General features: G+C 63.1%; 16 protein-coding genes. 9 read left to right on the top strand and 7 right to left on the bottom strand.

The window, feature by feature from the left end; all coding sequences use genetic code 11:
- Nucleotides 1–391: 391 nt before the first annotated feature.
- Nucleotides 392–853: an Lrp/AsnC family transcriptional regulator gene (locus JQ558_RS36345; RefSeq protein WP_192734786.1), complete on the bottom strand. Its 462-nt coding sequence runs from the start codon at nucleotides 851–853 to the stop codon at nucleotides 392–394.
- 133 nt (nucleotides 854–986) lie between these two features.
- On the opposite strand from JQ558_RS36345, the gene JQ558_RS36340 reads away from it, so the two are divergent.
- The 3 genes from JQ558_RS36340 to bla all read left to right on the top strand — a co-directional run bounded on the left by JQ558_RS36340 (nucleotide 987) and on the right by bla (nucleotide 6,108).
- Nucleotides 987–3,353: a transketolase gene (locus tag JQ558_RS36340; protein ID WP_212296677.1), complete on the top strand. Its 2,367-nt coding sequence runs from the start codon at nucleotides 987–989 to the stop codon at nucleotides 3,351–3,353.
- Between the two features lie 285 nt (nucleotides 3,354–3,638).
- Nucleotides 3,639–5,069 carry an aldehyde dehydrogenase family protein gene (locus tag JQ558_RS36335; RefSeq protein ID WP_212215130.1) on the top strand — a complete coding sequence of 477 codons (1,431 nt, stop codon included), beginning with the start codon at nucleotides 3,639–3,641 and terminating at the stop codon, nucleotides 5,067–5,069.
- A gap of 148 nt (nucleotides 5,070–5,217) precedes the next feature.
- On the top strand, nucleotides 5,218–6,108 hold the full coding sequence (bla, locus tag JQ558_RS36330) for a subclass B3 metallo-beta-lactamase (RefSeq protein ID WP_212296676.1): 891 nt from the start codon (nucleotides 5,218–5,220) through the stop codon (nucleotides 6,106–6,108).
- 28 nt (nucleotides 6,109–6,136) lie between these two features.
- On the opposite strand, the gene JQ558_RS36325 is transcribed toward bla, so the two are convergent.
- Nucleotides 6,137–7,102 (bottom strand): SMP-30/gluconolactonase/LRE family protein, encoded by a 966-nt coding sequence (locus JQ558_RS36325; RefSeq protein WP_212296675.1) that lies wholly within the window; start codon nucleotides 7,100–7,102, stop codon nucleotides 6,137–6,139.
- 94 nt (nucleotides 7,103–7,196) lie between these two features.
- Between JQ558_RS36325 and JQ558_RS36320 the strand changes: the two genes are divergently transcribed.
- Nucleotides 7,197–8,015: an NAD(P)-dependent oxidoreductase gene (locus JQ558_RS36320; protein ID WP_212215136.1), complete on the top strand. Its 819-nt coding sequence runs from the start codon at nucleotides 7,197–7,199 to the stop codon at nucleotides 8,013–8,015.
- 91 nt (nucleotides 8,016–8,106) lie between these two features.
- Here JQ558_RS36320 and JQ558_RS36315 read toward each other — a convergent pair whose 3' ends face one another.
- Complete coding sequence (locus JQ558_RS36315; protein WP_212215138.1) at nucleotides 8,107–8,799, bottom strand: GntR family transcriptional regulator; 693 nt, start codon at nucleotides 8,797–8,799, stop codon at nucleotides 8,107–8,109.
- On the bottom strand, nucleotides 8,796–9,803 hold the full coding sequence (locus JQ558_RS36310; RefSeq protein WP_212296674.1) for a Gfo/Idh/MocA family protein: 1,008 nt from the start codon (nucleotides 9,801–9,803) through the stop codon (nucleotides 8,796–8,798). The genes JQ558_RS36315 and JQ558_RS36310 overlap by 4 nt, the downstream gene beginning before the upstream one ends.
- 169 nt (nucleotides 9,804–9,972) lie before the next feature.
- On the opposite strand from JQ558_RS36310, the gene JQ558_RS36305 reads away from it, so the two are divergent.
- A complete protein-coding gene (locus JQ558_RS36305; protein WP_212296673.1) occupies nucleotides 9,973–11,682 on the top strand; it encodes an IlvD/Edd family dehydratase in 1,710 nt (569 codons plus the stop codon).
- 16 nt (nucleotides 11,683–11,698) lie between these two features.
- On the opposite strand, the gene JQ558_RS36300 is transcribed toward JQ558_RS36305, so the two are convergent.
- Entirely contained in the window at nucleotides 11,699–12,502 is an 804-nt protein-coding gene (locus tag JQ558_RS36300; RefSeq protein WP_212296672.1) for an enoyl-CoA hydratase/isomerase family protein, read from the bottom strand.
- A 266-nt stretch (nucleotides 12,503–12,768) separates the two neighbouring features.
- Here JQ558_RS36300 and JQ558_RS36295 point away from each other — a divergent pair, with 266 nt between their 5' ends.
- On the top strand, nucleotides 12,769–14,019 hold the full coding sequence (locus JQ558_RS36295; protein ID WP_212296671.1) for an NAD(P)/FAD-dependent oxidoreductase: 1,251 nt from the start codon (nucleotides 12,769–12,771) through the stop codon (nucleotides 14,017–14,019).
- 103 nt (nucleotides 14,020–14,122) lie between these two features.
- Nucleotides 14,123–15,109: a sialic acid TRAP transporter substrate-binding protein SiaP gene (locus JQ558_RS36290; protein ID WP_212296670.1), complete on the top strand. Its 987-nt coding sequence runs from the start codon at nucleotides 14,123–14,125 to the stop codon at nucleotides 15,107–15,109.
- Nucleotides 15,110–15,153: 44 nt separating this feature from the next.
- Here JQ558_RS36290 and JQ558_RS36285 read toward each other — a convergent pair whose 3' ends face one another.
- Together JQ558_RS36285 and JQ558_RS36280 are read right to left on the bottom strand one after the other, a co-directional pair.
- Nucleotides 15,154–16,062: a ribokinase gene (locus tag JQ558_RS36285; protein ID WP_212215147.1), complete on the bottom strand. Its 909-nt coding sequence runs from the start codon at nucleotides 16,060–16,062 to the stop codon at nucleotides 15,154–15,156.
- A 21-nt stretch (nucleotides 16,063–16,083) separates the two neighbouring features.
- Entirely contained in the window at nucleotides 16,084–16,977 is an 894-nt protein-coding gene (locus JQ558_RS36280; RefSeq protein WP_212296669.1) for a sugar kinase, read from the bottom strand.
- Between the two features lie 242 nt (nucleotides 16,978–17,219).
- Between JQ558_RS36280 and JQ558_RS36275 the strand changes: the two genes are divergently transcribed.
- Both JQ558_RS36275 and JQ558_RS36270 read left to right on the top strand, forming a co-directional pair.
- Nucleotides 17,220–18,083, top strand: a complete 864-nt coding sequence (locus JQ558_RS36275) for a VOC family protein (RefSeq protein WP_212296668.1) — start codon at nucleotides 17,220–17,222, stop codon at nucleotides 18,081–18,083.
- 135 nt (nucleotides 18,084–18,218) lie between these two features.
- Nucleotides 18,219–18,926 carry a TetR/AcrR family transcriptional regulator gene (locus JQ558_RS36270; protein ID WP_212276435.1) on the top strand — a complete coding sequence of 236 codons (708 nt, stop codon included), beginning with the start codon at nucleotides 18,219–18,221 and terminating at the stop codon, nucleotides 18,924–18,926.
- The last annotated feature ends 273 nt before the right edge of the window (nucleotides 18,927–19,199 follow it).

The following is a 19,199-nucleotide window of genomic DNA, read 5'->3' as shown; positions in this document are numbered from 1 at the left end:
GATCACGATATAAGCCGTAAAGCCATTGCGCAGGGAAGGCCGGGTGTTCTCCGCTGCCCTGTATGCTCGTGTGCAGCCTACTTAGTGCAAACCGCACACGAGACCGCGGGTGCAGCGCGCACCCGGTCTTCCCTGCGCCCTCTCATTGGAGGGCGGGAAGTTTCCAGCAAAGCTCGGGCGCAATGCGCCGCGGGAAGGTGAAAGTGCGTTTGGATGGATGATGGTGCAACAACAAACACCACCGTCGTCCCGGCCTTGAGCCGGGACCCATACGCCGCGGCCCATCGGTGAGAGCGCTGACGTTAGATACCTTTCGCAAAATAGCCGCCGCGGAGTGGGTCCCGGCGTTCGCCGGGACGACGAAAGATGGGACGACGAAATACCTTTCTCCTCACACCGGCAGCGCGATCGAGTACTTCACCTGGCTCAGCGCAAAACTCGACTCGATCGACGCAATCCCATCCAGCCGCGTCAGCTTGTTTTTCAAAAACGCCTCATAGGACGACAGATCGGCGGCGACGACGCGCAGCAGGTAATCGCGATTGCCCGTCATCAGATAGCATTCCAGCACCTCGTCCCATTTCGAGATCGCCTTGGCAAACCGGTTGAGGTCCTCCTCTTTCTGTCGCGCGAGCTTGATCGAGATGAAGACGCTGACATGCAGGCCGAGCGATTTCTGGTCGACGGTGGCGATATAGCGGGTGATGACGCCGCGCTCTTCGAGCAATTTCACCCGGCGGTGGCAGGGCGATACCGAGAGCCCGACCTTCTCGGAGAGCTCCTGCATGGTCATGCGGCTGTCGGATTGCAGCAGGCTGAGGATCTTGCGGTCGATGGCGTCGAGGGCGTGCATTGGAATGAACTCTGGATAATGGGGTTCGGATTGGTGTTTTATCCCAATTTGAGACGGTATGTCGCGGGAAATTGAGATTTCTGGGGAGGCCAGTCCCGGTAAAATTTGGCTAGAATCCTTACGGAGCAACGCCATGCCCATCGAGCCCGCACGCCTGGAACTGTTGTCCGCGCTGTCGCGAAAAGTGCTCTGGCTGTCGTCGTGGACCATCCACCACGCCAATCACATCAGGCCCAATGCCGACGGCCTGAAGGTCGGCGGCCATCAGGCCTCCTCGGCCTCGCTCGCCAACATCATGTCGGCGCTGTATTTCTCGGTGCTGCGGCCGCAGGACCGCGTCGCGGTGAAGCCGCATGCGAGCCCGGTGTTTCACGCCATCCAGTATCTGTTCGGGCATCAGACCCGCGAGAAGCTGGAAAATTTCCGCGGCTACAAGGGCGCGCAATCCTATCCGTCGCGCACCAAGGATGCCGACGACGTCGATTTCTCGACGGGGTCAGTTGGGCTCGGCGTGGCGCAAACCCTGTTCTCCTCGCTGGTGCAGGATTACGTCAAGTCGCATGGCTGGATGAAAGATCGTCCCGAGGGGCGCATGATCGCGCTGGTCGGCGACGCCGAAATGGATGAGGGCAATATCTTCGAGGCGCTGCTCGAGGGCTGGAAGCACGGGCTGCGCAACACCTGGTGGATCGTCGACTATAACCGCCAGAGCCTGGACGCCGTGGTGCGCGAAGGGCTCTGGGAAAAATTCGAATCGATGTTCCGCAATTTCGGCTGGGACGTCAGGATCGTGAAATACGGCACGCTGATGCAGGCTGCGTTCGCCGAACCCGGCGGCGAGGCGCTGCGGCGCTGGATCGATAATTGCCCGAACCAGATGTATGCGGCGTTGTGCTTCCAGGGCGGTGCCGCGTTCCGAAAACATCTGCAGGATGACATCGGCGATCAGGGACAGGTGACGCAACTGATCGACCGGCGCAGCGACGAGGAACTGCTGGCGCTGATGTCAAATCTCGGCGGCCACGACATGACCAGCATGATCGATGCGTTCGAAGCGATCGACCATGATCGGCCGGTCTGCTTCATCGCCTACACCATCAAGGGCGTCGGGCTGCCGATGCAGGGCCACAAGGACAACCATGCGGGCCTGATGACGGTCGCTCAGATGGAAAAATGGCGTGCGGCGCAGAACATCCGTCCCGGTCATGAATGGGAAAAGTTCGAAGGGTTGTCCCAGGACCCGGCTGATCTCGAAGCGTTCCTCACCGAAGCGCCGTTCAACGCCGAGGGCCGCCGGCGCCTGACCGCGCCCGTGATCGAGGTGCCCGAGCGGCTCGCCTTCAAACCGGCGGCGCAGATGTCGACCCAGCAGGGCTTTGGCCTCGTGCTCAACGAACTGGCGCGCGGCGACACCGAACTGGCTTCGCGCATCGTCACCACGTCGCCTGACGTGACGGTGTCGACCAATCTCGGCGCCTGGGTCAACCGACGCGGGCTGTTTGCGAAGGCGGAAAACCACGATCTGTTCCGGCAGGAGAAAATTCCCTCGACCTTCAACTGGGATTTTTCGCCGAAGGGACAGCACCTCGAGCTCGGCATCGCCGAGATGAACCTGTTCATCGTGCTTTCGGCGCTGGGTCTGTCGCATCAGATCAACGGCGAGCGGCTGCTGCCGATCGGCACGCTGTACGACCCCTTCATCCAGCGCGGCCTCGATGCGATGAATTACGCCTGCTACCAGGACGCGCGCTTCATGGTGGCGGCGACGCCGTCGGGCATTACGCTGGCGCCGGAGGGCGGCGCGCACCAGTCGATCGCAACACCCCTGATCGGCATCGCACAGGACGGCCTGGCCTCATTCGAGCCGGCCTTCGTCGATGAACTCTCCGTGATCATGGGCTGGGGGTTTCAGCACATGCAGCGCGAACCGGGTGAGGGTGGATCGGTCTATCTGCGGCTGTCGACGCGGACGATCGACCAGCCGCAGCGGATCATGACGCCGGACCTGCAGCGCGAGATCACCGACGGCGCCTATTGGCTGCGCAAGCCGGGTGCGAACTGCGACGTCGTGATCGCCTATACCGGCGCGGTCGCGCCGGAGGCAATCGAGGCGGTCGGCTTCATCGGTGAGAGCCACCGGGATGTCGGACTATTGGCGGTGACCTCGGCGGACCGCCTGCATGCGGGCTGGACCGCGGCGCGAAAGCTGCGCCGCGACCGTCGCGGCGTTCAGCATCTCAGCCATATCGAGCAAATGCTGGCGCCGCTGCCGCGCGACTGCGGCATTGTCACCGTGATCGACGGCCACCCGGCCGCACTCGGCTGGCTCGGCAGCGTGCGCGGCCAGCGGGTGGAGGCGCTGGGCGTCGAGCAGTTCGGCCAGACCGGCACCATTGCCGACCTCTACCGCCACCACGGCATGGACGCCAATTCCATCATCGATGCGGCGGAAAGCCTCACCGTCGGGGCCCCGGTGCGGCACAGGAAGATGGCGGTGTAGTCGTCGCCCCGGCGAAGGCCGGGGCCCATACTCCGCGGCGGAGGTTGTGTTAAAGGGTGTCGGCCAAAGTGCCAAATGAGAGTTCACAGCGTATGGGCCCCGGCCTTCGCCGGGGCGACGGTTACCACCTTGCCACCGCCACACCACTGACCTTATATCCGGTGCCCGCCGCAACGCGGCATCCCGCATATGGCGGGTTCAATTGCCGGGATTTTCGTGCAAGGATGCCTGCCGAACGCCCCCGTTCCCTTAATCCTTCCGCCCTGTGAAATAACGAGGTTTCCGATGGTCAACCGTATGCAATTCTACATCGACGGCGCCTGGGTCGATCCCGCCGTCAAGAAGTCCACGCCCGTCGTCAATCCGGCGACCGAAGAGGCGATGTATGAGGTTGCGCTCGGCTCGAAGGCCGATCTCGACAAGGCCGTCGCGGCCGCCAAGCGCGCCTTCGTGACCTACTCGCAGACCAGCCGCGAGGAGCGTGTCGCGCTGCTGGAGAAGATCATCGAAATCTACAAGACCCGCATGAAGGATATCGGTGCTGCCGTATCCGACGAAATGGGCGCGCCGCTGCCGATGGCAGAGCGGCTGCAGGCCGGCGCCGGCCTCGGCCATATCGCTTCCACGCTGGAAGTGCTGAAGAACTATCATTTCGAGGAAAACATCGGCACCGCCACGGTGCTGCGTGAGCCGGTCGGCGTCATCGGCATGATCACGCCGTGGAACTGGCCGCTGAACCAGATCGCCTGCAAGGTCGCGCCCGCGCTTGCCGCCGGCTGCACCATGATCCTGAAGCCGTCGGAATTCACGCCGACCTCGGCGCTGATCTTCGCCGAGATCCTCCATGAAGCCGGCGTGCCGAAGGGCGTATTCAACCTCGTCAACGGCCTTGGCCCGGAGGTTGGCGCCGCAATGAGCGAGCATCCGGATATCGACATGATCTCGTTCACCGGCTCGACCCGCGCCGGCGTCGATGTCGCCAAGCGCGCCGCGCCGACCGTGAAGCGTGTCAGCCAGGAACTCGGCGGCAAGTCGCCGAACGTGATCCTGGAAGGCGCCGACCTCACCAAGGCCGTCACCGGCGGCGTCATGCACATGTTCAACAACTCCGGACAATCGTGCAACGCCCCGTCGCGGATGATCGTGCCGCTGTCGAAAATGAAGGAAGTCGCCGCTATCGCGAAGGCGGTCGCCGACAAGACCAAGGCCGGTGATCCCCGCGCCGACGGCACCACCATCGGCCCGGTCGTGTCCCGCATTCAGTGGGACAAGATCCAGGCGCTGATCAAAAAGGGCATCGACGAGGGCGCAACGCTCGTCGCCGGCGGTCCGGGTCTCCCCGAAGGCGTCAACAAGGGCTTCTACGTGCGCCCGACCATCTTCGCCGACGTCACCAACGACATGACTATCGCGCGCGAGGAAATCTTCGGGCCGGTGCTCACGATTCTCGGCGCCAAGGACGAAGCCGAGGCGGTCAAGATCGCCAACGACACGCCGTATGGTCTGGCCGGTTACGTCACCGGTGATACCGTCGAAAGCGCGCGCCGGGTCGGCAAGCAGATCCGCGCCGGCAACGTCAACCTGCAGGGCGTTCCGAACGAGCGGACCGCACCGTTCGGCGGCTACAAGCAGTCCGGCAACGGCCGCGAGTGGGGCAAGTACGGCCTGGAAGAATATCTCGAAGCGAAGGCGGTCGCCGGCTACAACGCCGCGTAAGCTGATGCTGCGCTGCTAACGCGGTCTATTCAAAACAATGCCGGCTGCCCCAAAGCAGCCGGCATTGTCGTTAGAGTGCATGGTCGAGGCTTGCATCAACGCGCGGCCGCAATGACGCGAAGAAAAAAACAAAAAAGGGAGATCGGATATGAGGAAACTGGTCATTGCGCTTGTCGCGCTGATTCCGTTGACTGGCGCAGCGCAGGCGCAGAGCCTCAAGGATCTGCTCGCGACGCTGCTCGTGAAATGGAACGAACCGACAGAGCCGTTCAAGATGATCGGCAACGTCTATTATGTCGGCACCAACGGCCTGTCATCCTATCTGATCACCTCGCCGCAAGGTCACATCCTGGTCGATACGGTCATGCCGGAGGCGACCTCGCAGATCAAAGGCAATATCGAGAAGCTCGGCTTCAAGGTCACCGACATCAAATATCTGCTGAACACCCACGCCCATATCGATCACACAGGGGGTCTTGCCGAAATGAAGGCGGCGAGCGGCGCCCAGCTTGTCGCCGGTGAGGCCGACAAGCCGCTGCTCGAAGGCGGTTACTATCCGGGCGCGCGGGAGGAAACCGTGCTGAATTTCCCGCCGGTCAAGGTGGACCGCACGGTGCGCGAGGGCGATACGGTCACGCTTGGTGACGTGAAGATCACGGCGCGCGAAACGCCCGGCCACTCGCCGGGCTGCACCAGCTGGGAATTTTCGGTGAAGGACGGCGACGCGACGCGCTCGGTGCTGATCTTCTGCAGCGGCACCGTGGCGCTGAACCGCCTCGTGACCAACCCGACGTATCCCGGGATCGTCGCCGATTACCGCAAGACGTTCGCGCGGGCCAAGGACATGAAGGTGGATGTGCTGCTCGCGCCGCATCCGGAAATGTACAAGATGCAGGAGAAGCGCGCCAAACTCAGCGATGGCGCGCCCAATCCGTTCGTCAATCCCGGTGAATTCGACGCCTATGCCGCGACGCTGGAAAAGGCGTTCGAGGAGGGACTGGCCAAGCAGACCGCCGCTGCGCAGGAAAAGAAGGGTTGAATCCGGCGCGGCGAGGGGACGGCGTAGACTATCCCCCGAGCGCGCCTTGCGTGTTCACATACAGCGCGTAGATCGACTGGCTCGCGGCCATGAACAGCCGGTTGCGCTTCAAGCCGCCGAAACAGAGATTGGCGCAGCGCTCCGGCAGGGCGATGCGGCCGATCATGACGCCGTCGGGCGCGAACACGACAACGCCGTCGAGTTCGGGATCGCCCATGCCCCAGCCGCACCACAGATTGCCGTCGATGTCGGAACGCATGCCGTCGGGCGTGCCGGGACCGGCGTCGACGAACACGCGCTTGTCGGAAAGTGTATCGCCGCCGGGTGAGACGTCGTACGCGAGGATCTTGCGGGTCGGCACGCCCCGGGATTCGATAACGTAGAGAATCTTCTCATCCGGCGAAAAGCAAAGTCCGTTCGGTCCCAGAATGCCTTCGGCGACTATGGTGGCCTTTCCGCTTCCGCCATCGATCCGGTAGACATTCATGTCGAGTTCGGGCTCGGCCTTGTAGCCCTCGTAATTGCCGAGCAGGCCGAAGATCGGATCGGTGAACCAGATCGAGCCGTCCGATTTCACCACGACGTCGTTCGGCGAATTCAGCCGCTTGCCGCCAAAGGAATCGATCAGCACCGTGATCGATCCGTCATATTCGGTTCTGACGACACGGCGGCCGCCATGCTCGCAGCTGATCAGGCGGCCCTGGCGGTCGCGGGTGTGGCCGTTGGCGAAATTCGACGGCTTGCGGTAGTGGCTGACCGCGCCGGTCTCCTCTTCCCATTTGATGATGCGGTTATTGGGAATGTCGCTGCACAACAGATAGCGCCCGTCGCCAAACCACACCGGCCCTTCGGCCCAGCGCATGCCGGTTGCCAGCCGTTCCACCGCCGAAAGCTTGAGCCAGTATTTTTCAAACCGCGGATCGAGCGCGTGGATCGCCGGATCGGGATAATAGGTCGCCGGCTGCCAGCCGGCGCGGGGTGTTGCCTCGGACATTTGCTGTTCTCGTTGCTGTTGCGTTTCCTCGCAGAATGTTTTGCTATCATTGTCGGCCAGCGACCGCAAATCGCTCGTAAGAAAGAGGAAAGAAATGCCACGCATATTGATGACCGGCGCTGCCGGTGGAATCGGCACCAGCCTGCGCAAACTGTTGCCGCCGATTTATCCGGATCTGCTGCTGAGCGACCTGACAACGCCCGCGGATCTCGGTGCCAATGAGAAATTCAAGGCGGCCGATCTTGCCGATCCCACACAGGTCGAGGCGATCTGCGAGGGCGTCGACGGCATCCTGCATTTCGGCGGCTATTCGGTCGAAGGCCCGTGGGAACAGATCCTGCAATCCAACATCATCGGCTGCTACAATCTGTTCGAGGCGGCGCGCAAGAAGGGTGTCAAGCGGGTAGTGTTCGCTTCATCCAATCACGCGGTCGGCTTCTACCCCCGCCACCACCGGATCGGCACCGACGTCACCGCGCGTCCCGACAGCCGTTACGGCGTCAGCAAGGTTTTTGGAGAAGCGGTTGGCTCGCTCTATGCCGACAAGCATGGGCTTGGGGTGACCTGCCTGCGCATCGGCAATTTCGGCGAAAAGCCGCTGGATCACCGCCGGCTCGCGATCTGGCTGAAGCCGGAGGATCTGGTGCAGCTTTGCCGGATCGGGCTCGATCACCCCGACATTCATTTCGAGATCTTCTACGGCGCGTCCTACAACGAGCGCGCGTGGTGGGATAATCATCGCGCCTACGAGCTCGGCTATCGCCCGACCGGCCGCGGCGAAGACCATCGCGAGCATGCGATGACCGAGCAGGCCAAGCTTAAGCCCGATCTGGTCAGCGATTTCTACCAGGGCGGCACGTTCTGCGGCATGGAGTTCGACGGCGACAAGAGCAGGATCGTGGATTGGAAATAGCCTCGATGGTCATTCCGGGATGGTCCGAAGGACCAGACCCGGAATCTCGAGATTCCGGGTTCGCGCTTCGCGCGCCCCGGAATGACGGCCGTTAGTTTTCGCCCTCATCCCCCGCGATGCGGTCGAGATAATCCGACTTGCTGAACTGCATGTGATCGACGCAGAGCTGCGCCAGCGCCCAGTTGTCGCGGCCTTTCAGCAGTTCGATCATGAATTCGTGCTGGCGCCGTGACAGCGCCAGCCCCTCTCTGTCGGCCAGATTCTTGGCGCGCATCGGCAGCGTCAGGTTCATGTAGTCCTGCAGCGAGCGCACCAGATAGGGATTGCCGCAGGCGGAAAACAGCGCGACGTGAAAGGCGTCGTTGGCTTCGTGAATGCCGCGCAGGTCCTGGGCGTCGGCCCTGGCGCAATATTGCCGCTGCAACTCGCTCAACTGCTCGATCAGGCTTGCGGGTGCGGGCAGCGTGATCATCAATGCTGCCTGCCGCGTCAGCATTTCCCGGACCTCGTAGATCTGCCGCACTTCCTCGGCCGAATAGAACCGCACGGTCGCGCCGATATTCTTCTCGCGCAGCACGATGCCCTGGCGCTCGAGCTGAAACAGGCCCTGGCGCACGAAATGCCGGCTGGCGCGGTAGCGCGTCATCAGCGTGTCTTCGACCAGCCGCGAACCCGGCGCGAAGCGGCCGAAGATGATGTCCTCTTCCAGCCGACGGATCACTTCCGCCTGCTCTTCCTCTCGCGTCAGCGCGGAAATTTCGGTCAATGCTTCCTGTGGCTTCATTGCAAAGCCTCCCAGCCTGACAGCCGATAGCAATCCTCGACCAGCCGCAACGTCTCGAGATTATCCTGCGGCGCGGTCTCGAACGGCGTGTTGTCACGTAATGATTGTACGAAGTGCGCAATCGTCCGGTTGTAAGACCCCTGATATTCGGTGGCGAGATCGTAGACCCTTTCTTGGGGCGAAGCACCCGAGCAGATGAGCTGCGGCCCGTCGAGCTTGATGGCGCCCTTGTCGCCGAGAATTTCCAGCCGGTCGATCTGGGTGGCCGGATGCCCGTGCGCGGCAAAGCTCGCAAACACCGTGACGCCGGCGCCGTTGCCAGCCTGGAGCTGGATCACCGCGCCGTCTTCGCCGACGAGTTGCTCGCTCGAGCGCGAAAGCGCAGCCGCCGTCACGCGCAGCGGCCCGAGCAGCATCCGCAACGTGTCGAGGTGATGGATCAGGACTTCCGCGACTAGCATGCGCTTTTCGCGGCGCATGAAGGGTTGCCGCTCAAGCGCCGGGCACAGCCCGTCCGGTCCCGGCAGTACGCCCGACGTCAGCAGCGTGAGCTGCGCCTGCTTGACGTTGCCGATGCGGCCCTCGCGCAGCCAGGCCGCGGCGTCGCGATAATATCCGCGAAAGCGCCAGTTCTCGTGCACCATCAGCCGCGTCAGGTCGCGGACCTCGGCAGCGAGGTCGGTCGCTTGCTGCAGGTTCGGCGCCAGCGGCTTCTGGCACAGCACCGGCAGGTGCTTGGCTGCCGCCAGCCGGACCAGCGGCGCGTGCATCTCGCGTGGCGCCGCGATATCGATGGCGTCAAGATCGGTCTCCGCCAGCATCGCTTCGGCGCTGGCGTAGATCCTGGGTATCTCGAATTCGGTTGCACGGCGTGCGCCGTTGTCAGCCGAGGGATCGGCGACAGCAACAACGCGCGCCTGATCTGCTATGCTGGCCCAGGCGATCAGATGATGGTGGCTCACCATGCCGGCGCCGATAAGGCCAATGCGCAACGGCTTGTTCATGGATGCTCGTTTCCGATCATCGCTGGAAGTCAGCACGCACGGATATTATTGTCAATAATGCCGCGTGATTGGCGGCGAAATAGCACAATTTCAGCGACCAAGTATCAAATATTGACAATAATTGCGTGGACTCCTTAAGTGCGAATGCACAGCGACAGGGAATGACAAAATGGCTGATGACGGACTTCGCAAGGGACTGGCAAGTTACGGCGATGCTGGCTTCTCGCTGTTCCTGCGCAAGGCCTTCATCAAGGCGATGGGGTATTCCGACGATGCGCTCAACCGCCCGATCGTCGGCATCACCAACACCTACAGCGACTACAATCCCTGCCACGGCAACGTGCCGCAGATCATCGAGGCGGTGAAGCGCGGCGTGATGCTGACCGGCGCGATGCCGATGGTGTTCCCGACCATCTCGATCGCCGAAAGTTTTTCGCATCCGACCTCGATGTATCTCCGCAACCTGATGGCGATGGATACCGAGGAGATGATCCGCGCCCAGCCGATGGACGCCATTGTCATGATCGGCGGTTGCGACAAGACCCTGCCGGCGCAAATCATGGCCGCGGTCAGTGCGGATCTGCCGACCGTCGTCATTCCCGTGGGACCCATGGTGGTCGGGCATCACAAGGGCGAAGTGCTGGGCGCCTGCACGGATTGCCGGCGGCTGTGGGGAAAATACCGCGCCGGTGAAATCGACGATGTCGAGATCGAAGCCGTCAACGGCCGCCTCGCGCCATCGGTTGGCACCTGCATGGTGATGGGCACGGCGTCCACAATGGCGTGCATCACCGAAGCGCTGGGCCTGTCGCTGCCGATGAGCGCGACGATTCCGGCGCCGCACGCCGAACGCTTCCGTTCCGCCGAAGCGAGCGGCAAGGTCGCCGCCGCGTTGGCCAAGGCGAAAGGGCCGAAGCCGAGCGAGTTTCTGACCGCGTCGTCGTTCCGGAACGCGCAAGTGGTGCTGCAGGCGATCGGCGGCTCGACCAACGGTCTCATCCATCTGACCGCGATCGCCAACCGCACCAAGCATCGCATCGATCTCGAAGGCTTCGATAAGCTCGGCCGCGAGGTGCCTGTTCTGATTGACCTGAAGCCGTCGGGTGAGCATTACATGGAGCACTTCCATCATGCCGGCGGCCTGCCGAAGCTGATGGCGCAGCTCGGCGACCTCATCGATCTCGATGCCAAAACCATTACCGGCGCGACGCTGCGCGATGTCGTGGCGGGTGCCGAGGAAGTGCCGGGGCAGGACGCGATCCGTCCCCGCAGCAATCCGATCAAGCCGGAAGGCGCGATGGCGGTGTTGCACGGCAACCTTGCGCCGCGCGGCGCCGTAATCAAGCATTCGGCGGCGAGCCCCAAGCTCTTGCAACATACCGGCCGCGCGGTCGTGTTCGAGTCCGTTGAAGACATGACGCTGCGGGTCGACGATCCCGCGCTCGACGTCAATGCCGACGACGTGCTGGTGCTGCGCAATGCCGGGCCGAAAGGCGCACCGGGCATGCCGGAAGCGGGCTATCTGCCGATTCCAAAGAAGCTCGGCCGTGCGGGCGTCAAGGACATGGTCCGGATTTCCGACGCGCGCATGAGCGGGACGGCGTTCGGTACCATCGTGCTGCACATCACTCCGGAATCCGCCGTCGGCGGTCCGCTGGCGCTGGTGAGGAACGGCGACATGATCCGGCTCGACGTCGCCAAACGCAGCATCGATCTCTTGGTCGACGATGCCGAGCTCGAAAAACGCCGCGCCGCGCTGGCGCCGCCGACGACGCCCGACTGGGCCAGGCGCGGCTACGCGCATCTGTTCAACGAGACCATCCTGCAGGCCGACGAAGGCTGCGATTTCGATTTCATGCGCGGCGAGGGCAAGGGCTAGGATTCGTTCGGCGCCTCTACTTCCCCTTGCTGGTGAACTTCTGCACCGCAACACGGAAATCGTCGGTGTGCATCGCGTCGATGATCTTCTCTTCCTCGGCATCGAGCTGCTGCCTGACCGGCGTCACCGCGGCCTGGTAGACCAGTGATTTGGTGCCGCTGATCGCCGCCGGCGGGTTCTGCGCCAATCGCTCGGCGAATTTTTGCGTCGCCGCCTTCAGTTCTGCGGCCGGAACAACCCTGGCGACCAAACCCCAATCGTAAGCCTGCTGCGCCGAAAAACTGTCTTCGGCGAGAAACAGCTGCAGCGCGCGGCGGGTGCCGACGGTGCCGACCATGCCGACGGTGCTGCCGCCGTCCGGCGACACGCCGATCTTGGCGTAAGCCGGCGTGAAGCGGGCGTCTTCAGCGGCGATGCAAAGATCGGTCACGAAGGCGAGCCCCATGCCGGCGCCGGCGGCCGAACCATGGACGCTCGACAGCACGATCTTCGGCATCCGCCGGATGGTCTCGATGAAGGCGTGATAGTGCTTCAGCAGCTCCCCGACCACAGGCGCAATGGTATCGGCGGCCGCGGCAGCACCGATGGTCTGCAGATCGCCGCCGGCACTGAAGGCGCGGCCTTCGCCCTGGATCACCAACACCCTGATGGCGTTATTGGCCTCGACCTCGGCGCCGAGCTGCTCCAATTTTTGGGCGATCGACAGGTTGATGGAGTTGAACGCCGCGGGGCGGTTGAGGGTGATGGTCGCGATCGGACCTTCGATCGTGAGCCGTGCCGGCTCGTCGGAAGAGGGAGTGGTATGATCTTGCGTCGACATCGAAATTACCTCCGATCGGACGGTTGCCTTGCATTTAAATAACAGAAGGCCGGGGGTGACAATCCCGGGCCGGATTGGTGGGCGTGGGCCTGAGGCTGTTCCAGCTGAGGGACGCCCTTGCGCGATCCGAAAGCTTTGGGCTTAATGGGGGTGCCCACCGTTCGGGACGCGGACACGAGCGCCGCTCTCACGAGGCGAAAGCCAACATCAGCAGTGAGAGGAGACGACATGGGTAATTCCTGTGCGCCTGCAATTGGGTTGTCCCGATGACGCAAGGACCGGTTTTGCAAGGACCTGTCGTGCAAGGGCCTGTGGTCATCGTTGGCGCCGGCCATGCCGGCTTTCAGGTTGCGGCCTCGCTGCGCCAGCACGGCTTTGCCGAGCGTATCGCGCTTCTGAACGATGAAGGCCATCTGCCATACCAGCGGCCGCCTTTGTCCAAGGCCTATCTGAAGGGAACCAGCGGGCCTGACAGCCTGATGTTCCGGCCGGGAAAATTCTTCTCCGACCAGAAGATCGACCTGATTTCCGACCGTGCGGTGTCGATCGACCGCAGGGCGCATAAACTGTTGCTCGGCTCCGGTTCCTTCCTCGACTACGGCCATCTGGTGCTGGCGACCGGCGCGCGCAATCGCCTGCTCGACATCCCCAACGCCAATCTGGAGGGCGTGCGCTATTTGCGCACCCTCGACGAAAGCGAGGCGTTGCGGCACCGGATCGGATCCGGCCAGCGCGTCGTCGTGATCGGCGCCGGCTTCATCGGACTGGAATTCGCCGCGACCGCCCGGGGCAAGGGCCTGGAAGTCGACGTGGTCGAACTCGGCACCCGCGTGATGGCGCGCGCGGTGACCGCGGAAATCTCCGAATTCTTCCAGTCGAGCCACACCGCGGCCGGCATTCGCATTCATCTCGGCGTGCAGGTCACGAGCATCGAGAGCCACGGCAGCAACGTCACCGGCGTCAGCCTCAGCGATGGCCGGCATATGCCTGCCGATCTCGTGGTGGTCGGGGTCGGTGTGCTGCCGAATGTCGAACTGGCGGCCGAAGCCGGCCTGCCGGTGGCGGCGGGCATCATCGTCGATGAACATTTGCTGACGGCCGATCCGGATATCTCGGCGGTCGGTGATTGCGCGCTCTATGCCAGCCCGCGCTTTGGCGGGTCGCTGAGACTCGAATCCGTGCAGAACGCCACCGACCACGCGCGCTGTGTCGCGGCGCGGCTGACCGGCGATGCCAAAGTCTATGACGGGCTGCCGTGGTTCTGGAGCGATCAGGGTCCCCACAAGCTTCAGATCGCGGGTTTGACGACGGGCTATGACCAGGTGGTGGTGCGCGGCGATCGCGGGCAGGGGGCGTTCTCCGCCTTCTGCTACAAGTCCGGGCAACTCGTCGGCATCGAATCCGTCAACCGCGCCGGGGATCATATGTTCGGACGGCGCCTGCTGGCCGCCAACGGCTCGATTACGCCGGAGCAGGCGGCTGATAGCAGCTTCGATCTGAAGAGCGCGCTGACTTAAGTCGGAGGGGCTTTGCCGCCGGTCCACTTGCATCGGCGGATCATTTCGGCAACGCTGCAGCAGGCCCGCCAGAGGCTTCGGTGAGTCAATCGGGGAGGGTAGCATGTCCATCTGGACACGCTGTCTGATGCTAAGCAATGCCGTCATCCTTGCCATGGTCATGGCCAGCCCGACCTCGGCCCAGACCAAGCTGCGATGGGCGCATGTCTACGAGATCACCGAGCCCTACCACACCGAAGCGCTGTGGGCGGCGGGCGAGATCAGGAAACGCAGCAACGGCAAATTCGATATTGAGGTGTTTCCGGCTTCCCGGCTCGGCAACGAGAATCAGCTCAATGAGGGGCTTGGGCTCGGCACCGTCGATATCGTCTATGTCGGCACCAACTTCGTCGCGGCAACCTACAAACCGCTCGGCATCACCGGCGCGCCGTTCATGCTGCGTGATTTCGACCACTGGAAGGCCTATCGCGCCAGCAAGCTGTTTGCCGACCTTGCGAAGGACTATGAAGACAAGACCCGGCACAAGATCGTCGCGCTGACCTATTACGGGCAGCGTCATGTCACCGCCAACAAGCCGATCAGCAAGCCCGAGGACATGAAGGGCATGAAGCTGCGCGTGCCGCCGGCGCCGCTGGTCCTGATGTTCACCAGATCCGTCGGCGCCAACGCAACGCCGATCGCATTCTCCGACGTTTACAATGCGCTCCGGCAAGGGCTGGTCGACGGTCAGGAGAATCCGCTGCCCACCATCATGGCCAAGAAATTCTACGAGGTGCAGAGTCACATCGTGCTGACCGGCCACATCACGGAATCGATGGTGACGGTGATCGGCAGCCACGTCTGGAACAAGCTGAAGCCGGACGAGCAGAAGCTGTTTGCGGATACGATGAAGGAGGCCGCCGCGAAGGCGACGGAGGCGATCGAGGCTTCCGAACGGGTTCTGGCGACACAGCTCAAGAAGCTCGGCATGACCGTGGTCGAGCCGGATCGCGCGGCATTCCGGAACGCAGCGGTTCCGCTGCACAATGATGCCGCGGCCGGCGCCGGATGGACGCGGGCGCAATACGACGAATTGCAGTCGCTGAAGTAAGGGCTGCGTTTCGATGGCCCCGACGCGAACGTAACGGAGATGGCTCAGATGATCGCCGCCACTTCCGCGGCCGTCGGCATCGAGGGCGCTGCGCCCATCCGTTGCACACAGATCGATGCCGCGGCATTGGCATAAGCGAGGGCGTCGCGGATGGCTTTTCCATCCGCCAACTGCGCTGCGAGCGCGCCGACAAGGCAATCGCCGGCGCCGGTGGTGTCCACCGCCTTCACCTTGCGGCCGGGGATGACCGACGGCTGACCATCGATCATCGCAAGCACGCCGCGGCTGCCTAGTGTCACGCAGACGATCTGATCACGGTTTGACGGCAGCAACCGGACCGCTTCGATGAAGCTGTTGTCATCGTCGGTATCGCGAAGCTCGGTGCCGGCGAGCAGACCGAGCTCGGTCTCGTTGAGAACGAGGATGTCGACGAGATCGAGCAGTTCACGTCCGAAGCGGGTCGCGGGCGCGGGGTTGAGGATCGTGGTCGCACCGGCAGCGCGGGCGCGATTGAAGAACGCCATGATCGTGGGCAGCGGGATTTCGAACTGGCTGACCGCAATGTCGCCTTTGGCGAGGATCGGCGTGCCGACATCCTCGGCACTCACTAGCGCATTGGCGCCGGGCACGACGACGATGGTGTTGTCGGCATTGGCAATCGTGATGAGCGCCGTTCCGGTATGGGCCCCGGCGGTGTCCTTGACGAAGGCGAGATCGACGCCTTGTGCGGCGAGAAATGTCCGCAATTGCTGCCCGAAGGCATCTGTTCCCAGCCGGCCGATCAGCGTGGTTGATACCCCGAGCTTGGCGGCCGCCACAGCCTGGTTGGCGCCCTTGCCGCCGGGGAAATACAATACTGCTTTGCCGGCGACGGTCTCGCCGACAAGCGGATGCCGGTCGGCGGTCGCCACCACATCCATGTTGATGCTGCCGCCGACGAAGACGCGTCCCATTTTCATCCCCACACCACGCGGTCAGGCCCCGACCGCGAACTCCTGCTTGACGGCGTCAATATCGGGGAGTGTCGGCAATCCGGCCTCGTTGCCGAGTCGCTGGATCTTGAAGGTCGAGGCGGCGCGCGCAAATTCGAAATTATCATGCCAGCTTTTGGCGGGGTTGCTCAGATAGGAATAGACGTAGGCGCCGTGGAAGACGTCGCCGGCGCCGTTGGTGTCGATCACACGCTCACGCGGGATCGGCAGCGCGGGCAGGCTGCGGACCGATCCCGTCTCGTCGTACCACAGCAAGCCCTTTTCGCCGAGCGTGACGCCGCCGACCCGGCAGCCGCGGCTCTTGAGATAATCAAGCATCGCTTCCGGGGTCTTGTCCATTTGCTCGCAGAGACGCTCGGCGACGATGGCGACGTCGATGAACTCCAGCAGCTCATGGGTATTGGTGCGCAGGCCGCCGCCGTCGAGCGAGGTCAGGATGCCGGCCTCGCGGCACAATTTGGCGTAGTGGATGGCAGCGTCGGGCTGATGGCCGTCGATGTGCAGCGCGCGGCAACCCTTCAGATTGAGGATCGGAAACGGATGGATGTGCTCGTCGTCACGGCAACGCACGATCGCGCGCTTGCCGTCCTTGGGCATGATAAAGGACAGCGAGGAGGCGTTGACCTTGCGCGGATGGATCGAGATCCCGTATTTCGCGCTCATGTCCTGAAACATGCGGCCGAGCCAGTCGTTGGCGACGGTCGCGATCAGGTCCGGCACGATACCGAGCTTGGCACAGCAGAACGCCGCTGTGACGGCGTTGCCGCCAAACGACACGGCGTAGGCCGAAGCCACGTGTTTCTCGTCGCCGGTCGGCATGTGGTCGGTGATGAAGGTAACGTCGATATAGGTCTGTCCGATGAAGAGGGCCTGCATTCGTTTTCCGTCATTGTACTTCAGAGTGTTGGGCTGAAGGGTGGTCCGGTCCGGCGCGCTACATTAACACCGCTTGTCGGACGCATTCGCTGAAATTATTCGCAACCGTGCCGTCTTTGCGGCTTGAGAAGGGCATGTCAGGGGACTAGGACCGTCCTTGAGGGATCATCAGTATGCCGGCCATAACGGCTGACGGCTGCCCGGGGTTCCGGACGGTGCGACAAAAGGGGAGGGCTTTTCCCGTGATTACAGGCCTTGATCATGTGGTCGTCCTCACCGGCGATATATCGGCGGCCGAAGCGGCCTATCAGTCGCTGTTTGGACGGAGCCCGGCCTGGCGCAACAGCGGCGACGGCGCCGAGCGCGTGTTGTTCACGCTCGATAACGTGACGCTGGAATTGATGGCGCCTGATGGCGACGGTGAGGCTGCGTCGCGAATTCGCGCCGTGCTGGCGGCGCAGGGGGAGGGGCTGGCGAGCCTTTGTTTCCGCACCAACGACATCGCGAAACTGCACCGCAGGCTCGACCGGCTGACCCTGAAGCCGGAGCCGGTCGCCGAGGTCGAAAGCCGCGACGCGGTCACGGAGGCAACCTTGTCGTGGAAGCGCACCCGCGCCGCGTCCGATGCGACGCGTGGCATCCGCATGTTCTTTCTTGAACTCGCAAAGGAGCGTCCGCTGTCGGTGCGAACCGGGCCGGCATCGATCACCGCGATGGACCATGTCGTGGTCTCGACGCCGGATCCCGAGCGGGCCGCAGCCCTCTATGGCGCGCGGCTCGGGCTCGACATGGCGCTCGACCGTTCGCATCCGGATTGGGGCCGGCTGATGTTCTTCCGCTGCGGCGATCTCATCGTCGAGATCACGCACCGGCCGGGCAAGCCGGCAGCTGGCACGCAGGAGCAACACGACCGTCTGCGCGGGTTGTGCTGGCGCGTCGCCGACATCGACGCCACCCATGCGCGGCTGACGGCTGCCGGTGTCGACGTCTCCGAAGTCCGCACCGGCCGCAAGCCGGGGACCCGGGTGATGACCGTGCGCAACGGCACCTGCGGCGTGCCGACGCTGCTGGTACAGCCGTCGGTGAAGCCGGGCGCGCCCGATTGATTCGACGTCATTGCAAGCGAAGCGAAGCAATCCATGCCGCCGCTGGGGATGCATGGATTGCTTCGTCGCTGACGCTCCTCGCAATGACGGGGATAGCATGCTAAATCTGATCCATGCGATCATCGAGCGATTGATTTGGCCAAGGCAAAACGTGTTCTGAAATGGCAGCGCGACCCCGAGGGGATGCGGATCCGTATTCTCGAGGCCGCCAAGCAGGAATTCGCCGCCCACGGCCTCGCCGGGGCGCGCGTCGACCGGATCGCGGCCAATGCCGGCGCCAACAAGCGCATGCTGTATTATCACGTCGGCAACAAGGAAGACCTCTACCTCGAAGTGCTCGAAGGCGCCTATGAGCAGATCCGCGCCGAGGAGCGCGGGCTTGATCTCGAACATCTCGATCCGCCTGATGCCATCGAGCGGCTGATCGATTTCACCTGGAACTATTTTCTGCGCAATCCGGAATTCCTGGCACTGCTCAACACCGAGAACGTGGCCAAAGCGCGCCACCTCAAACGCTCGACCAAGGTCAAATCGATGCACTCGCCGTTCGTCGAGATGATCCGTACGGTGGTCAACCGCGGCGTCGAGAGCGGCGACTTCCGCGTCGCGGTCGATCCGGTCCAGCTCTATATCTCGATCGCGGGTCTGTGCTTCTTCTACCTGTCGAACAGCGCGACGCTCAGTGTGATCTTCGGCCGCGACCTCCTGAAGAAGGAAGCGCGGGACGAGCGCCTCGCACACATGGTGGCATTGGTGCTGGCGGCGCTGACGGGGAAATCGACTGCCGATTTCGGCAAGGTCAAGGCGGCGGGGGTGCGGACGGCGGCTCATCAGCCGGTGTGAGCTTTTTGTCGTCCCGGCGAACGCCGGGACCCATACTCCGCGGCGGTTATTGTAACGGAAGGTATCTAACGTCAGCGCTCTCACCGATGGGCCGCGGCGTATGGGTCCCCCGATGCGCAATTGCGCATCTGAGGTCAAGCCCGGGACGACGGCTGTGTTTGTTGTTGGCACTATCATCCAAAACGCACTTTCGCGTTCTCGCGACGCATTGCGCCCGAGCTTTGCCAGAAACTTCCCGCCCTCTCATGAGAGGGCGCAGGGAAGACCGGGTGC

It is taken from the genome of Bradyrhizobium sp. AUGA SZCCT0160, assembly GCF_018130105.1.
Lineage (GTDB): Bacteria > Pseudomonadota > Alphaproteobacteria > Rhizobiales > Xanthobacteraceae > Bradyrhizobium.
The sequence above is the reverse complement of the archived record's forward strand: the minus strand, read 5'-3'. Positions and strand labels throughout refer to the sequence as shown.

Excerpts from the sequence above, each read along its gene's own strand:
- JQ558_RS36345 (WP_192734786.1), bottom strand. The coding sequence starts at position 853 with ATGCACGCCCTCGACGCCATCGACCGCAAGATCCTCAGCCTGCTGCAA.
- JQ558_RS36340 (WP_212296677.1), top strand. The coding sequence starts at position 987 with ATGCCCATCGAGCCCGCACGCCTGGAACTGTTGTCCGCGCTGTCGCGA.
- JQ558_RS36335 (WP_212215130.1), top strand. The coding sequence starts at position 3,639 with ATGGTCAACCGTATGCAATTCTACATCGACGGCGCCTGGGTCGATCCC.
- bla (WP_212296676.1), top strand. The coding sequence starts at position 5,218 with ATGAGGAAACTGGTCATTGCGCTTGTCGCGCTGATTCCGTTGACTGGC.
- JQ558_RS36325 (WP_212296675.1), bottom strand. The coding sequence starts at position 7,102 with ATGTCCGAGGCAACACCCCGCGCCGGCTGGCAGCCGGCGACCTATTAT.
- JQ558_RS36320 (WP_212215136.1), top strand. The coding sequence starts at position 7,197 with ATGCCACGCATATTGATGACCGGCGCTGCCGGTGGAATCGGCACCAGC.
- JQ558_RS36315 (WP_212215138.1), bottom strand. The coding sequence starts at position 8,799 with ATGAAGCCACAGGAAGCATTGACCGAAATTTCCGCGCTGACGCGAGAG.
- JQ558_RS36310 (WP_212296674.1), bottom strand. The coding sequence starts at position 9,803 with ATGAACAAGCCGTTGCGCATTGGCCTTATCGGCGCCGGCATGGTGAGC.
- JQ558_RS36305 (WP_212296673.1), top strand. The coding sequence starts at position 9,973 with ATGGCTGATGACGGACTTCGCAAGGGACTGGCAAGTTACGGCGATGCT.
- JQ558_RS36300 (WP_212296672.1), bottom strand. The coding sequence starts at position 12,502 with ATGTCGACGCAAGATCATACCACTCCCTCTTCCGACGAGCCGGCACGG.
- JQ558_RS36295 (WP_212296671.1), top strand. The coding sequence starts at position 12,769 with ATGACGCAAGGACCGGTTTTGCAAGGACCTGTCGTGCAAGGGCCTGTG.
- JQ558_RS36290 (WP_212296670.1), top strand. The coding sequence starts at position 14,123 with ATGTCCATCTGGACACGCTGTCTGATGCTAAGCAATGCCGTCATCCTT.
- JQ558_RS36285 (WP_212215147.1), bottom strand. The coding sequence starts at position 16,062 with ATGGGACGCGTCTTCGTCGGCGGCAGCATCAACATGGATGTGGTGGCG.
- JQ558_RS36280 (WP_212296669.1), bottom strand. The coding sequence starts at position 16,977 with ATGCAGGCCCTCTTCATCGGACAGACCTATATCGACGTTACCTTCATC.